This is a genomic window from Actinotalea alkalitolerans, assembly GCF_023369855.1.
Taxonomy (GTDB): domain Bacteria; phylum Actinomycetota; class Actinomycetes; order Actinomycetales; family Cellulomonadaceae; genus Actinotalea.
The window spans coordinates 1-14,165 of sequence record NZ_JAMBPP010000022.1 but is presented as its reverse complement, the minus strand read 5'-3'; the positions used below and the strand labels follow the sequence as shown (position 1 = coordinate 14,165).

Below are 14,165 nucleotides of genomic sequence, written 5' to 3'. Positions count from 1 at the left end.
CGCAGGCGGGGTGCGGCCCACTACCTTTCAGTGCATCGAGCCGGACCACCCAGGGGGAGAGCTGTGAACGACGACGACGCTGCGCGCACCGACCACGTGTTCGGGGCCATCGAGGCCTCCCTGGCACAAGCCGGCTGGACCGAGGCCCAGCTGCCCGCGACCGAGGGCCCGATGGTGGCCATGCGGACCTCGGAGTTCCGGTGGCGGTGGGTAGCGAGTCGGCTGCACACGATCGCCGTCGTCCTGCCGCTGCACGCCGGGGAGACCCGCGCGGGTCTCGACGCCCTCCTGGGCTCAGCGGTCACAGAGGTCAAACGGTCGCTCGACGGCGTGCCGCTGGGCTTCCAGGCCGGCATCGCCGTGATCCTCACCCTCGTCGGCCGGGACCTGGACCCCGAGGTGCGCCAGTGGGCCGCCCACCCGCGTCTCGGGGGGTACGCGGTGGTCGTCCACCCGGTCGTGGTCGACCTCGCAGACGGTCAGGTGCTCGAACCGCGCAGACGCTGGCTCGGCATCATCTTCCACTCCTACCTGCGCGGCCTGGTCCGAGCACACGTGACCCCCTTCGTGACCCCCGATGCGGCGGTCCCGACGATCACCGAGGCCTGAGGGCGGGCGAAACACCACCTCGGACCGGGGCTCGCCTAGCGTTGTCCCGTCACAGGGAGGGCCCGTTGCCAGCACTCGACCGTCGCGCAGCGGCGCTCCTCCTGGGCGCCGCGCTGCTCGCCGTGACCGCGTGCGCGCCGGGCGCGGACCAGGGGACAGCCACCCCCAGCCCCGCCGCGAGCGCGAGCCCGGCCCCGAGCACGAGCCCTACGGCAGGTCCGAGCCCCACGGCGTCGGCGAGCGCGCTCGGTGACGCACGCGAGGGTGAGCCCCTCACCGTCGGACAGGTCACGGTGTGGCTCTCCGGGAGCGCCGCGCTGAGAGACCGCGGGGAGGACGACGCCCAGATCGACGTCGTTCTCGAGGTCGCCCCCGGTTCCGGGCCGACCCCCGTCCTCGCGACCGAGGAAGGGGTCGAGGTCGAGCTCCTCGGTGACGGGTCCGCGGTGCTCCGTGACACCACCGGCGTGGTCGGCGGCGTGGCCTCCCCCGCGGTGACGAGGCAGGACGGTCAGCCCGCGAGCGCCCTCCAGGTCGGCCGGACCGGCGTGCTCACGCTCGCGCCCTCCCCCGCGAGCCTCGACACCGGCACCACCGCCGCGACCGCGACGCTCTGGCTCGGTGGACGCGCCGTCGAGTCCCTCGACTGGGTCGACCGCGCCGACGAGGGCGGCCGCAGCCTCGCCGTCGTGCCGACCCCCTGGGCGCGGCGCGCCGGGTCGGCGGGGGTCGAGGCGGTCTGGGCAGAGGTCGCCGCCCTGGACGAGGAGACGAGGGGCGCCGCGATGTACGACCAGCTGCTGTGCCACGCGATCGGGGCCCCGGACAAGGCGAGCTGGAACCTCGAGCCGTGGCGACCCGACGTCGGGATCCTGGACACCCTTGCCTCGCGCTGCAACCCGTCCTGACACCCACCTGACGAATCTGTCGACCATGGGTCGGCCGACGGGCAGGATGGGGCGATGGACCTGCCGGTGATGCCGCCTGTGAAGCCGATGCTCGCCAAGTCCGTCGGCGAGATCCCGCCCGACCAGCTCTACGAGCCCAAGTGGGACGGCTTCCGGGCGATCGTCTTCCGGGACGGCGACGAGGTCGAGATCCTCAGCCGCACCACCAAGCCGATCACCCGCTACTTCCCCGAGGTCGTCGCGGCCGTCCTGGCCGAGCTCCCCGAGCGCTGCGTGGTCGACGGCGAGGTGGTCGTGGCCAGCACCGACGCCACCGGGCTGGACTTCGAGGCGCTGCTGCAGCGCATCCACCCCGCCGACTCCCGGGTCCAGCTGCTGGCCCGCCAGACCCCCGCCGTGCTGGTCGTCTTCGACCTGCTCGCCCTGGGCGACGAGGACCTCACCGGGCGGACCTTCACCGAGCGCCGGGCCCTGCTCGAGCAGGCCGTCGCGGGAGGGGGCCCGGGGGTCTACCGCACCCCGGCCACGACCGACCTGACCCTGGCCCGGGAGTGGTTCGACGCGTTCGAGGGCGCCGGCCTGGACGGCATCGTCGCCAAGCGCGGTGACCTGACCTACCAGCCCGACAAGCGCGTGATGACGAAGATCAAGCACGAGCGCACCGCGGACTGCGTGGTCGCGGGCTACCGCGTGCACAAGCAGGCCGACGACGCGGTCGGCTCGCTGCTGCTCGGGCTGTACGACGGCGCCGGGACCCTCGCGTCGGTCGGCGTGACCGCGTCGTTCCCGATGGCGCGCCGCAAGGAGCTCTTCACCGAGCTCCAGCCCCTGGTCACCGACACCGCGGACCACCCCTGGACCGCGCAGGCCCAGGAGCAGGGCACCCGGACCCCGCGTGAGGCCGAGAGCAGCCGGTGGAACTCGGGCAAGGACCTGTCCTTCGTGCCGTTGCGCCCCGAGCGTGTCGTGGAGGTGCGGTACGACCACATGGAGGGTCCGCGCTTCCGCCACACCACGCAGTTCTCCCGGTGGCGACCCGACCGGGACCCCGCGAGCTGCACCTACGACCAGCTCGAGCGGCCCGTCCGGTTCGACCTCGGCGAGATCCTCGCCGGTGGCTGACACCCGGAACCTCGACCACACCGAGCACACGCTGCCCGGAGGCAACGTGACCGCCGGGGTCGTCCGCGTCGGCCGCACCGTGCGGCGCCCGGCCGGCCCGCAGACCCCCGCCGTGCACGCACTGCTCGCCCACCTGGCCGACGTCGGCTTCCCTCACGCCCCACGCAGCCACGGGCTCGACGACAAGGGCCGCCACGTCCTGGACTTCGTGCCCGGGGTGCCGGCCCACCCCGCGCCGCCCGGCAGCGCCCCGCTCGACGCGCACGAGGTCGGCCGGGTCGTGCGCGAGCTGCACGACGCCCTGGACGGGTGGCGACCGCCGTCGGACGCGGTGTGGACGTGCCCCATCCCGACCGACGGTGACGACCTCGTCGTCCACAACGACCTCGCCCCGTGGAACATCGTGGTCGCCCCCGACCGTCTGGTGGTCATCGACTGGGACGCCTGCTCTCCGGGCACCCGCGGCTGGGACCTGGCGTACACCGCGCACGGCGTGGCTCCCCTCACGCCCGGCGCGCCGGACGCCGCCGGGCGGCTGCGGGCACTGGCCGACGGGTACCGCCTGGACGAGGCCGGGAGGTACCAGCTCGCGGCCCTGCTCGCACCGCGCGCCTGGTCCATGCACACCCTGCTCGAGCGGGGTCACCGCAGCGGCGAGCAGCCCTGGGCACGGCTGTGGGACGAGGGCCACGGAGAGATCTGGTCCGGTGACGCCCGCTGGATCGAGTCCCAGGCCCTGACACTGCGCACCGCACTGCTCGGATGAGCGCAACCCCGTGCCCTGCGCGCCGGCCGGCCCTACGCTGAGTCATGGCCAGCGCGAAGAAGCACACCGGCAAGCCCGCCCGCGTGCCCAAGAAGGTCTACGAGGCCGAGCTCAAGCGGCTCCAGAAGGAGCTCGTGGAGCTGCAGGAGTGGGTGCGGACCGAGGGCGAACGGGTCGTGGTGATCTTCGAGGGCCGTGACGCCGCAGGCAAGGGCAGCGCGATCAAGCGCGTCACCGAGTACCTCAACCCGCGCATCGCGCGCATCACCGCGCTGCCGGCCCCGAACGACCGCGAGCGCTCGCAGTGGTACTTCCAGCGGTACATCGCCGAGCTGCCGGCAGCGGGCGAGATCGTCCTGTTCGACCGCTCCTGGTACAACCGGGCCGGCGTCGAGCTGGTCATGGGCTTCTGCACGCAGGACGAGTACCACCGCTTCCTGCACCAGTGCCCGATCTTCGAGCGGATGCTCGTCGACGACGGGATCATCCTGCGCAAGTACTGGTTCTCGGTCAGCGACGACGAGCAGGAGGCGCGGTTCCGCTCGCGTCTGCACGACCCGATGCGCCGGTGGAAGCTCTCACCCATGGACCTCGAGTCCATCACCCGGTGGGAGGACTACTCGCGCGCCAAGGACCAGATGATGGTCCACACCGACATCCCCGAGTCCCCCTGGTGGGTGGTGGACAGCGACGACAAGCGGCGGGCGAGGCTCAACATGATCCACCACCTGGTCTCGGGCATCGAGCACCCCCACGTCGAGCCCGAGCCCATCGAGCTGCCCGAGCGTCCGGGCTCGACCGGCTACCTGCGCCCGCCCCGGGACACCCAGCGTTACGTCCCGGACCACGCCGCGGCCCTCGAGGCCGACTGACGACTGCCCGGGCGGGCCGTGCGACGCGGGGTTTGGTCGCGTCCGCCCCGATCCGGTGGTCGCGCGTGCCGCACCGACGGATGATGTGCGCCATGGAGACCTTCACGCGTGACCGGATGACCTTCGACGTGCTCGACGCGGGTCCGGTCGACGGCGAGGCGGTCGTCCTGCTTCACGGCTTCCCGCAGGACGGCACCGCCTATGACCGCGTCGTGCCCCTCCTGGCCGATGCGGGCCTGCGCGTGCTGGTCCCCGACCAGCGCGGCTACTCGCCGCAGGCCCGGCCGGTGCACCGTTCCGCCTACGCCCTGGGAGAGCTGGTCGGCGACGTGCTGGCCCTGCTCGACGCCGCGGGGGTCAGGCGTGCTCACGTCGTCGGTCACGACTGGGGTGGTGGTGTCGCGTGGGCCCTCGCGGGGCGGCACCCCGACCGCGTGCTGTCCCTCACCGCCCTGTCGACCCCGCACCCCGCGGCCATGCGCGACGCGATGCGCCGCAGCGACCAGGCCAGGCGCTCGTCGTACATGGTCCTCTTCCAGCTGCCGTGGCTGCCCGAGGCTGCGCTGACCGCCGACGACGGCGCACGGCTGCGCGCGTCGCTGCGACGGTCCGGGCTGCCGGCCCCCGTCGTCGAGCACTACACCGCCCGGATGCTCGAGCCGGGCGCCCTGCGCGCGGCCCTGAGCTGGTACCGCGGGCTGCCCTGGAGCGCGGGCACCCGCGCCGGTCGGATCGACGTGCCGACCGTGCACCTGTATGGGCGCCGCGACCCGTTCTTCTCCCTGCACTGCGCGACGGCCACCCACGAGTACGTCCGCGGACCGTTCCGGTCGGTCGGCCTCGACGCCGGGCACTGGCTCCCCGAGACCGAGCCCCAGCAGGTCGCCGACGCCCTCCTCTCCCACCTCACCTGACCCCCCTCACCCGCCCCCTCACCCTCCCTTCCCCTTCCCCTTCCCCTCCGCCCACATCGCGCGAACGCTCAGGTCGCACATCCGCACCGATGTCGCACGCCAGCCGGTGCGACCTCGGTGCCGATGTACGACCTCGCGGGCGGGGCGCGTCCGGCGGGGGCGGGTCAGGGCGGGTCAGGTCAGGGCGGGTCAGGTCGGGGCGGGTCAGGTCGGCGGGGGGGCTTGGTCGGCGGGCGCACACCCCATAGAGTTGCCGTCATGGCAACTCATCACTCGGTCGATCCCTCTCACGCCGCTCAGGCGCTGCGCACGCTCGACGGCGACCGGACGCGGCTGGCCGTCGCCGCCCGACCCCCGGCCGCCCTCATGGTGGCCCTCGGCGCGCTCGCGGCCTGGTGGGTGGGCGCAGCCGCCGGCACCAGCCCGGGCGCGGGGTACACCCCTCCGACGAGCTCCTGGCTGGCCGTCGCCGCCGCCGTCGGCGTCGCGTACGCCGTGCGCACGAGGACCGGGGTCCGGTTCCGGCGGGCCGGCGCCCGGGCGACGATCACCGCCGCAGCCCTCGTCGCGGTGTGCCTGGTCCTCTACAGCGTCTCGCTCGCACTGGTGTCCGCCGGGGCGACGTGGGCGGTGGCCCTGACCAGCCTGGCCGCCTTCGCCGCAGTGACGTGGCTGTCCACGGTGGCGTACCGCGCTGCGGCGGACCATGTCGCGCGCGCCTGAGCCCCGGTTCGACGAGATCATCCACGCCCCGGTCCGGCTGCGCATCTGCGGTCTGCTCCGCCGCGTGGACCAGCTCGAGTTCGGCCTGGTGCGGCAGACCCTCGACGTCTCCGCACCGACCCTGTCGAAGCACCTGAGGACGCTGACCGAGGCCGGCTACGTCCGGCTGACGAAGTCCCCCGACGCGACACGCGCCGACGCCCGCCTGCTGACCTGGATCCACCTGACCCCCTGCGGCACCGCCGCCCTCGACGCCCACCTGGCCGCCCTGCGGGAGATCGTCGGCACCGAGCACTGAGCCGGCCGCTCAGGTCGCACATCCGCACCGAGGACGCACGCCAGCCGGTGCGAACTCGGTGCCGATGTGCGACTTCGGGGCAGGCGGTGGGGCGGGGTGGGTCAGGCCAGCAGGTCAGACCGGGGCTGCGGAGGAACGCACGCCGGGGTTGGCTGAGGTCGATCCCTTGGTGCGGGCCTTGCCGCGGGCTGCTCCTGCGGTGCGCGGGGCGGACTTCTCGGCACGCGGCTCGTCGCCGCTCGCCCGGAGCCGGCGGTAGTACTCGCGCGCCTCCTCCTGACGCTCGTGCTCGTCTCCCGAGGCGATCGACGCCCGGACGTGCTCGGGGCCGTACCCGAAGGCGTCCACCAGGTCCTGCGCGTGCGGGCGCAACCGAGCAAGGAGGCGGTCGATGTAGGAGGTGACGGTGCGCGCACGGCCCGCCGAGAGCCGGCCGTTGATCAGGTACCAGGCGAGGTTCCGCTCGATGATCGTCAGGCCGTAGAGGTCACGCAGCCAGGTCAGCACCTGACGGGTGCCCGGGTCCTGGACCTTGTCCAGACCCGCGGTGAACGCCTCCCACTGGAGCAGGTCGGCGTGCGCGCGGGCGCACTCGATCAGGGCGTGCTGGTGGGTGTTGAACAGCCGGGCGGCCTCCTCGCGCGAGGCCTTGGTCGCCGGACGCAGCGCCCCGGCGACCTCGGCCACCATCGTCTCGACGCGGTCGGTCAGCAGCTCGCGCTGGGTCTCGGTCTCGCGCAGCTGGCCGGCCGAGCGGCGCACGTTGCCGCCGTCGGCCAGGGTCTGCACCACCCGCAGCAGCGGGGTGCGGTGCAGGGCCGCGTCGGCCGCCCGGTTGGCGACCAGACGGGCGACACCGGTCGCGTCGATGTCCTTGAACTCCTTGGCGTAGTCGCCGAGCAGCCGCTTGGCCACGAGCTGCAGCAGCACGGTGTTGTCGCCCTCGAAGGTCACGTAGACGTCGAGGTCGGCGCGCAGCGAGACCAGCCGGTTCTCGGTGAGGAAGCCGGCGCCGCCGCAGGCCTCGCGGGCCGCCTGGAGGGTGTCCAGCGCGTGCCAGGTCGAGGAGGGCTTGAGGGCTGCGGCGATCGTCTCGAGGTCCTGACGGTCCTCGTCGGTGTCCTTGGCCCCCGAGAACACGTCGTCGAAGGTCCGCAGCATGCGCTCGTGGGCGAAGGCCCCCGCATAGGTCTGCGCGAGCAGGGGCAGCAGGCGACGCTGGTGCTCGGCGTAGTCCAGGAGCACGACCTCCTCGGAGTCCGAGGCCCCCGAGAACTGCCGGCGCTGGTTGCCGTAGGTGATCGCGATGATCAGGGCGAGCTTGGAGGCGTTGACCGCCGCGCCGTCGAGCGAGACCCGGCCCTGGACCAGGGTGCCGAGCATCGTGAAGAAGCGGCGGCCCGGGCTGGCGATCGGCGAGGAGTAGGTGCCGTCCGCCGCGACGTCGGCGTACCGGTTGAGCAGCTCGCGCCGCGGCACGCGCACGTGGTCGAAGTGCAGACGCCCGTTGTCGATGCCGTTGAGCCCACCCTTGAGGCCGTCGTCCTCACCGCCGATGCCTGGGAGCAGCTCGTGGGTGTCGGGGTCGCGCAGGGGGACGTAGAAGGCGTGCACCCCGTGGTTGACGCCCTGGGTGATGAGCTGGGCGAAGACCACCGCGGCGGTGCCGTGCAGCGCGGCGTTGCCGAGGTAGTCCTTCCACGCCGCCCGGAAAGGCGTGTGGAGGATGAACTCCTCGGTCGCCGGGTCGTACGTCGCGGTGGTGCCGATGCTCGCGACGTCCGAGCCGTGGCCGGTCTCGGTCATCGCGAAGGCACCGGGCACGTCGACGGTCATCGCGTCCTTGAGCAGCCTGTCGTGGTGGTCCTGCGTGCCGAGGTGGAGGATCGCCGAGGCGAACAGCCCCCACTGCACACCGGCCTTGATCTGCAGGGAAGGGTCGGCGACGACCGTCTCCTCGAAGCGTGCGACGCTCCCGCCGTGGTCGTCGGCGCCGCCGAGCCGCCCGGGGAAGGCGCGCAGCACGTCGCCCTCGGCCGCCAGGAGCCTGATCTGGTCGAGCACGTGCGCCCGGTGCTCGTCCATGGTCTGGCCCTCGACACGGTGGTAGCGAGGGTCGGCGAGCAGGGCACGCGCGTTGCGACGGATCTCGGACCAGCGCCCGAGCAGGGTCTCCTCGAGGGCGGGGACGTCGACCCGCGGCGCGGTCTCCCGGGTGGCGGTCCGTGCCTCGGTGGTGGCGGTCATGGTGACTCCTCGTCGTTGAGGTCGGCGGTCAGGTGGTCGGTGGCGTCGGGCTGGTCGGTGGGGTCGGGGCTGTCGGTCCGGGTGCGGGCGAGCGCGCCGACGGGGCCGGTCCACAACCAGGCGGTGACCTGGCTCGCGAGCTCGGCCCGGGTGGGTGCACCGGGTTCGTGGCCGTGCGTGAGCCACCACTCCCCGGCACCCCGCACGAAGCCCACGGCCCCGGCGCCCCAGACGTCGGCGATCAGCGGGGGCGGGCCGGTGCCGGTGACGACGCGCGCGAACGGCGCGGCGACGAGTCGGCTGACCTCTTCCAGGAAGTGCCCGATGGGGGCCGAGGCGTCCTCGGTGACGGGGCGGGTCACGAAGTAGTACACGTTGGGCGAGCCCTCGATCATCTCGAGGTAGACGTCGACCATCGCCCGCAGCCCTTCGCGCGGCGTGACCGCCGACCGGGCCGCCTCGTCGAGCGCGTCGTGGATCTGCTCGACGACCATCTGCCCGACGGCGGCCTGCAGCCCCGACTTGTCGACGAAGTAGCGGTAGACGATCGACTTGGAGGTGCCGGCGGTGGTGGCGATCTCCTCCATGGACACGTCGGGGCCGTGGCGGTGCACGGCCTTGCGCGCGGCGTGGACGAGCTCGGAGCGCCGGGCGGCACGGTGGTCGGCCCACCGGGTCGAGCGCCCGTCGGTCGCCGCCCCGGTCCGGTCCGGGTGGGCGTCGTCGAGGGGGACACCGCCCGGCGTGGTCACCGGGGGAGCCTGTCCGGGCGCGGAGCGACCAGCGGACGGCACCGAGGGTTGGCCCCGGACGCCCGACGACCCCGTCGACGTGATCTGGCTCACGAAACCGACAGTATCAGGTACTGTGAGTGCTAGGCACTATCAGGTCCCGAACCCGCACGGCCGGGACCGAGGTCCCGCCCACGACGGGGCACCGGTGCCGCACGACCTCAGCACCACGCCCGCTCGACAGCACCACGCCCGCTCAACGACGACGCGAGAGGACATGCCATGGCGGCACCCCGCAGCACGAACGGCACCCAGCCAGCACCCACCGAGGGAGCGCCACGCCGCGCCGTCGTCGTCGGCGGGAACCGGATCCCGTTCGCCCGTGCGGGCGGCCCCTACACCCGGTCCAGCAACCAGGACATGCTCACCGCAGCCCTGGACGGGCTGGTCGCCCGCTTCGGGCTCGCCGGTGAGCGCGTGGGTGAGGTGGCCGCCGGCGCCGTGCTCAAGCACTCCCGGGACTTCAACCTGACCCGCGAGGCCGTCTTGGGCTCGGCGCTGTCCCCCGAGACCCCCGCCTACGACGTCCAGCAGGCCTGCGCGACCGGCATGGAAGCCGTGCTGGGCCTGTCCAACAAGATCCGCCTCGGCCAGATCGAGTCAGGGATCGCCGGCGGGGTCGACTCGACCTCCGACGCACCCATCGCGGTCAGCGAACCGCTGCGACGCATCCTGCTCGACCTGTCCCGCGCGCGATCGACCCAGCAGAAGCTGGCCGCGGTCGCCCGGCTGCGCCCCGGCCACCTCACGCCGTCCGCCCCGACCACGGGCGAGCCCCGCACGGGCCTGTCGATGGGTGAGCACCAGGCCCTGACCACCGCGGCGTTCTCGCTGACCCGCGAGGCGCAGGACGAGATCGCACTGGCCAGCCACCACAACCTCGCCGCGGCCTACGACTCGGGCTTCTTCGACGACCTCATCACCCCCTACCGGGGCCTGACGCGCGACGCGAACCTGCGCGCCGACACCACGCTCGAGAAGCTCGCGAAGCTCAAGCCGGTCTTCGGCAAGCACCTCGACACCCCCGCCACGATGACCGCGGGCAACTCGACCCCGCTGTCCGACGGCGCCTCCACGGTGCTGCTCGCCTCCGAGGCCTGGGCCGCCGAGCGTGGCCTCCCGGTGCTCGCGACCATCGTGGACGCCGAGCCCGGTGCGGTGGACTTCGTGCACGGCCGCGACGGCCTGCTGATGGCCGGGGCGCACGCCGTCCCACGCCTGCTGGCGCGCAACGGCCTGACCCTGCAGGACTTCGACTTCTACGAGATCCACGAGGCCTTCGCCGGCACCGTGCTGGCCAACCTGGCTGCGTGGGAGTCGCAGGAGTACTGCCGCGAGCGGCTCGGGCTCGACGACGCACTGGGGTCGATCGACCGCAGCAAGCTCAACGTGAACGGCTCGTCCCTGGCCGCAGGGCACCCCTTCGCCGCGACGGGCGGACGCATCGTCGCGACCCTCGCCACCCTGCTCGCCCGCAAGGGCTCAGGACGTGGCCTCATCTCCGTCTGCGCTGCCGGTGGGCAGGGCGTCGTCATGATCCTGGAGGCAGCGTGAGCGACACGTACCTGAACCTGGTCAACAACGGGTTCACCAAGACCCTCGCCAAGCGGCTCGGCCTGCCCCGACCCGCGGTCCTTCGCCGGCACCGCCCGGGTGAACCGCTGCTGCGCGGACCCGTGCTGGTCGTGCACGACGCCGCCTCGGACGAGGCCGCGGACGCCGTCGCCGGGCAGCTCCTCGAGTGGGACGTCGACGTGCACCGCCACGCCGACACCTCCGAGCAGTTCAGTGCGGTCGTGGTGGTGCTCACCGAGGTGACGTCCCCCGCGGCGCTCGGCGCGCCCCTGCTCGAGGTCGGGGCGATGCTGCGGGGCCTGGCCCCGCACGGACGGGTGGTCACCCTGTCCCGACCGGCCTCCGGCGCGAGCACCGCCACGCTCGCCGCGGCGCGCCAGGGGGTCGACGGGATCCTGCGCTCGCTCGCCAAGGAGCTGCGCGCCGGGTCCACCGGCAACGGCATCGTGCTCGCCGACGGCGTCGGGCCCACCGCACCGTCCGTGCTGGGTGCGCTGCGGTTCCTGCTCTCGACCCGGTCGGCCTTCGTCGACGGCCAGCTCGTGCAGGTCACCTCCGAGGCGGGGTCGGTCCCGCAGGACTGGGAGCGCCCCCTGGACGGCACGGTCGCCGTGGTGACCGGCGCGGCCCGCGGGATCGGCGCGGCCATCGCCCGCACCCTGGCCCGGGACGGCGCGACCCTGGTGGTCGTGGACGTGCCCGCCGCCGGGGACGCCCTCGCAGGCGTCGCCAACGAGGTGCACGGCAGCGCGCTGCAGCTCGACGTGACCGCCGACGACGCCGCCGCCCGGATCCTCGAGCACGTCAGGGCCCGCCACGGACGGCTCGACGTCGTCATCCACAACGCGGGCATCCTGCGGGACAAGCTGCTGGTCAACATGAAGCCCGAACGCTGGGACTCGGTGCTGGCCGTCAACGTCACCGCACCGCTGCAGATCACCGAGGCGCTGCTCGACTCGGACGCGCTGGGCCAGGCCCCCCGCATCATCTGCCTCGCCTCGACCAGCGGCATCGCGGGCAACCGCGGCCAGACCAACTACGCAGCCTCCAAGGCCGGGGTCATTGGCATGGTCCAGGCCTGGGCACCGGCGCTGACCGAGCGGGGCGGCACGATCAACGCGGTCGCGCCGGGCTTCATCGAGACGGACATGACCGCCAAGATCCCGTTCGCCACCCGGGAGGTCGCGCGGCGCCTGAACTCCCTGCAGCAGGGCGGGCGTCCGATCGACGTCGCCGAGACGATCGCCTTCCTCGCCTCGCCGCAGGCCGGGGGCATCAACGGCGAGACGGTCCGGGTGTGCGGGCAGAACATGGTCGGCAGGTGACGGGCGCGCGCTCGACGCTCGAGCTCGACGCCGTCCCGGCACTGCCGGGCCTGTACGCCCGGGGGGTCGCCGGCTCGATCCGTGCGGCGGCCTCGCGGCGCAGCGCGGTGAGCACCGGCTCGCTGCCCACCCACGAGGTCGTCGTGCGTGGCGTGCGCGCCGACCCGACCCGGCTCACCGACTACCAGCACCTCGTGGGTGAACCGGCCTCCGACGTGGTGCCCGCCGGGTTCCTGCACGTGCTCGCCTTCCCGGTGGCGACCGCCCTGATGGTCCGGGGCGACTTCCCCCTCCCGCTGCTGGGCATGGTGCACCTGTCCAACCGGGTCGAGCAGCGCCGGGCGGTCCACGTCGAGGAGGTGCTCGACGTCCGGGTGCGCGCCCGTGACCTGCGGGCCCACCGTTCGGGGGTGGCCGTCGACCTGGTCGCCGACCTCACCGTGGACGGCGTCGTGGTGTGGCGCGGTGTCTCGACGTACCTGGCCAAGGGACTGAGGCTGGACGGGCCCGAGACGCCCTTCGACGTCTCGGACGCCGACGGCGGCCCGGCCCGGCCGGCTCGACCCGCCTTCGAGCCACCCATCCCCACCGGTCAGTGGCGCCTGGACGCCGACGTCGGTCGCCGGTACGCCGCGGTGTCCGGGGACCGCAACCCGATCCACCTCTCATCCCTGGCCGCCAAGGCCCTCGGTTTCCCGCGGACCATCGCCCACGGCATGTACACCGCGGCTCGGGCGCTCGCCGAGGTCGGACCGGGGGCACGCGGCGACGCCTACCTCTGGGAGGCCGAGTTCGCGAAGCCTGTGCTGCTGCCCTCGACGGTCACGGTGCGGATCGCACCGGCCGACGGCGGTCCGGGGGACGGTGGCGGGTCTGGGGGTGGCGGGACTGCGGGTGGCGGGACTGCGGGTGGCGGTCGCTCGGGTGGTCTCACCTTCGTCGGGTGGGATGCGCGGCGCGGCCGCCTCCACCTCACCGGGACCGTCCGACCTCTGACGCCCTGACGGCAAGCGCACGGAGCAGACGTCCTGGCGGTGTCCCACGGAGCAACCTCGACGACCTGTCCACAGGGCGCTCGGACTGGCTGCGCGCGACAGGGGCGCGTTGCTAGGGTCCCCGCATGCGAGCGGGGGGCTTTGTGGTGATTCGTGGTGCTTGCCGGGCGACGGGTGCCGCGGTGGCGGTGGCGCTGCTGCTGGCCGGATGCGCCCAGGAGCCGCGACCACAACCGACCTTCGCCACCCTCGACCCCCTCCCCACCCCCTCGCCGACACCCACCGTCGAACCGGTGACCAAGCCCGAGCGACCCGCCGAGATGGACCGCACCGACGAGGTCGGTGCGGCCGCGGCAGCCGAGTACTTCCTCGAGCTCTATCAGTACGTCCTCGCGACGGGTGACTTCTCCGAGTGGGGTCTGGTCGCCAATCCCGGGTGCGACTTCTGCAGCAGCGTCCAGGGCTGGGTCGAGCCGCTCTACTCCTCGGGCGGCCGATATGAGGGAGGACGGATGTCCCTCTCGTCGCCTAAGGCGACTTCGGCCGATCCCGCGACGGGGACACACACGGTCGCCCTCCTGTTCGAGCAGGCGAGCGGGCGAGAACTCGACCAGACCGGCACCGAGATCGGGACCGGCAGTGCGAGTTCGGGCATGATTCGGGTCGAGGTCTTCATCGCCGAGATCGGCTGGGTACTGGTCGAGGTCTGGGTTGACGAAGAGCTGGTCTCTTGAGCGCGCGAGTGCGGATTGCGATCGCTGCCGCTGTCGTCTCGTCGCTGCTGGCACCTGTCGTCTCGCACGCCGCGGGCACTCCCGATCGGCGAATCGGAGCCGACGCGCAAGGTGACGGGATCAACGTGACTGGCGCTGCCGCGGACAGTCAAAGCGTCGCGCGCCATCCCAGTTCCGCGGTCGTCCAGTACGACCGGCAGCCCGATCGGTTCTGCGGGACGAATGACACCGCTCCGACCACGACGTGGTGTGTGGAGGGGGTGGACTCGGGGCCGGTGATCCGGTT

The 14,165-nt window shown here is 73.1% G+C and carries 15 protein-coding genes; 13 read left to right on the top strand and 2 right to left on the bottom strand.

Going from position 1 to position 14,165, the window contains the following annotated elements; translation table 11 throughout:
* Positions 1–63 precede the first annotated feature (63 nt).
* From M1R94_RS19070 to M1R94_RS19035, 8 genes are all read left to right on the top strand, one after another.
* The gene (locus M1R94_RS19070) at positions 64–609 is read left to right on the top strand and encodes a hypothetical protein (RefSeq protein ID WP_249383321.1); all 546 of its coding nucleotides are present in this window, start codon (positions 64–66) and stop codon (positions 607–609) included.
* A gap of 65 nt (positions 610–674) precedes the next feature.
* Positions 675–1,517 (top strand): DUF2599 domain-containing protein, encoded by an 843-nt coding sequence (locus M1R94_RS19065; RefSeq protein ID WP_249383320.1) that lies wholly within the window; start codon positions 675–677, stop codon positions 1,515–1,517.
* 54 nt (positions 1,518–1,571) lie between these two features.
* Entirely contained in the window at positions 1,572–2,639 is a 1,068-nt protein-coding gene (locus M1R94_RS19060; protein WP_249383319.1) for an ATP-dependent DNA ligase, read from the top strand.
* Positions 2,632–3,405 carry a phosphotransferase enzyme family protein gene (locus M1R94_RS20875; RefSeq protein ID WP_249383318.1) on the top strand — a complete coding sequence of 258 codons (774 nt, stop codon included), beginning with the start codon at positions 2,632–2,634 and terminating at the stop codon, positions 3,403–3,405. Before M1R94_RS19060 ends, M1R94_RS20875 begins: the two co-directional genes overlap by 8 nt.
* A gap of 44 nt (positions 3,406–3,449) precedes the next feature.
* The gene (gene ppk2 / locus M1R94_RS19050; RefSeq protein ID WP_249383317.1) at positions 3,450–4,277 is read left to right on the top strand and encodes a polyphosphate kinase 2; all 828 of its coding nucleotides are present in this window, start codon (positions 3,450–3,452) and stop codon (positions 4,275–4,277) included.
* A gap of 92 nt (positions 4,278–4,369) precedes the next feature.
* On the top strand, positions 4,370–5,191 hold the full coding sequence (locus M1R94_RS19045) for an alpha/beta fold hydrolase (protein ID WP_249383316.1): 822 nt from the start codon (positions 4,370–4,372) through the stop codon (positions 5,189–5,191).
* Positions 5,192–5,449: 258 nt separating this feature from the next.
* Positions 5,450–5,914, top strand: a complete 465-nt coding sequence (locus M1R94_RS19040; RefSeq protein ID WP_249383315.1) for a hypothetical protein — start codon at positions 5,450–5,452, stop codon at positions 5,912–5,914.
* Positions 5,898–6,212, top strand: coding sequence for a winged helix-turn-helix domain-containing protein (locus tag M1R94_RS19035; protein ID WP_249383314.1), 315 nt, complete (start codon positions 5,898–5,900; stop codon positions 6,210–6,212). Before M1R94_RS19040 ends, M1R94_RS19035 begins: the two co-directional genes overlap by 17 nt.
* Before the next feature lie 114 nt (positions 6,213–6,326).
* Here M1R94_RS19035 and M1R94_RS19030 read toward each other — a convergent pair whose 3' ends face one another.
* Entirely contained in the window at positions 6,327–8,459 is a 2,133-nt protein-coding gene (locus M1R94_RS19030; protein WP_249383313.1) for an acyl-CoA dehydrogenase family protein, read from the bottom strand.
* The gene (locus M1R94_RS19025; protein ID WP_249383312.1) at positions 8,456–9,211 is read right to left on the bottom strand and encodes a TetR/AcrR family transcriptional regulator; all 756 of its coding nucleotides are present in this window, start codon (positions 9,209–9,211) and stop codon (positions 8,456–8,458) included. The genes M1R94_RS19030 and M1R94_RS19025 overlap by 4 nt, the downstream gene beginning before the upstream one ends.
* A 261-nt stretch (positions 9,212–9,472) precedes the next feature.
* Here M1R94_RS19025 and M1R94_RS19020 point away from each other — a divergent pair, with 261 nt between their 5' ends.
* The 5 genes from M1R94_RS19020 to M1R94_RS19000 all read left to right on the top strand — a co-directional run.
* Positions 9,473–10,804: an acetyl-CoA C-acetyltransferase gene (locus M1R94_RS19020; protein ID WP_249383311.1), complete on the top strand. Its 1,332-nt coding sequence runs from the start codon at positions 9,473–9,475 to the stop codon at positions 10,802–10,804.
* Positions 10,801–12,150 carry a 3-oxoacyl-ACP reductase gene (locus tag M1R94_RS19015; RefSeq protein ID WP_249383310.1) on the top strand — a complete coding sequence of 450 codons (1,350 nt, stop codon included), beginning with the start codon at positions 10,801–10,803 and terminating at the stop codon, positions 12,148–12,150. The genes M1R94_RS19020 and M1R94_RS19015 overlap by 4 nt, the downstream gene beginning before the upstream one ends.
* Positions 12,147–13,154, top strand: a complete 1,008-nt coding sequence (locus M1R94_RS19010) for a MaoC/PaaZ C-terminal domain-containing protein (protein ID WP_249383309.1) — start codon at positions 12,147–12,149, stop codon at positions 13,152–13,154. The genes M1R94_RS19015 and M1R94_RS19010 overlap by 4 nt, the downstream gene beginning before the upstream one ends.
* A gap of 116 nt (positions 13,155–13,270) precedes the next feature.
* The gene (locus M1R94_RS19005) at positions 13,271–13,879 is read left to right on the top strand and encodes a DUF6318 family protein (RefSeq protein WP_249383308.1); all 609 of its coding nucleotides are present in this window, start codon (positions 13,271–13,273) and stop codon (positions 13,877–13,879) included.
* A gap of 8 nt (positions 13,880–13,887) precedes the next feature.
* On the top strand, positions 13,888–14,165 hold a 278-nt coding region (locus M1R94_RS19000; protein ID WP_249383307.1), incomplete at its 3' end, for a hypothetical protein.

Bases quoted from the DNA above. Each gene is read 5' to 3' on its own strand.
- M1R94_RS19060 (WP_249383319.1), top strand. From the start codon at position 1,572: ATGGACCTGCCGGTGATGCCGCCTGTGAAGCCGATGCTCGCCAAGTCC.
- ppk2 (WP_249383317.1), top strand. From the start codon at position 3,450: ATGGCCAGCGCGAAGAAGCACACCGGCAAGCCCGCCCGCGTGCCCAAG.
- M1R94_RS19045 (WP_249383316.1), top strand. From the start codon at position 4,370: ATGGAGACCTTCACGCGTGACCGGATGACCTTCGACGTGCTCGACGCG.
- M1R94_RS19040 (WP_249383315.1), top strand. From the start codon at position 5,450: ATGGCAACTCATCACTCGGTCGATCCCTCTCACGCCGCTCAGGCGCTG.
- M1R94_RS19035 (WP_249383314.1), top strand. From the start codon at position 5,898: ATGTCGCGCGCGCCTGAGCCCCGGTTCGACGAGATCATCCACGCCCCG.
- M1R94_RS19030 (WP_249383313.1), bottom strand. From the start codon at position 8,459: ATGACCGCCACCACCGAGGCACGGACCGCCACCCGGGAGACCGCGCCG.
- M1R94_RS19020 (WP_249383311.1), top strand. From the start codon at position 9,473: ATGGCGGCACCCCGCAGCACGAACGGCACCCAGCCAGCACCCACCGAG.
- M1R94_RS19005 (WP_249383308.1), top strand. From the start codon at position 13,271: ATGCGAGCGGGGGGCTTTGTGGTGATTCGTGGTGCTTGCCGGGCGACG.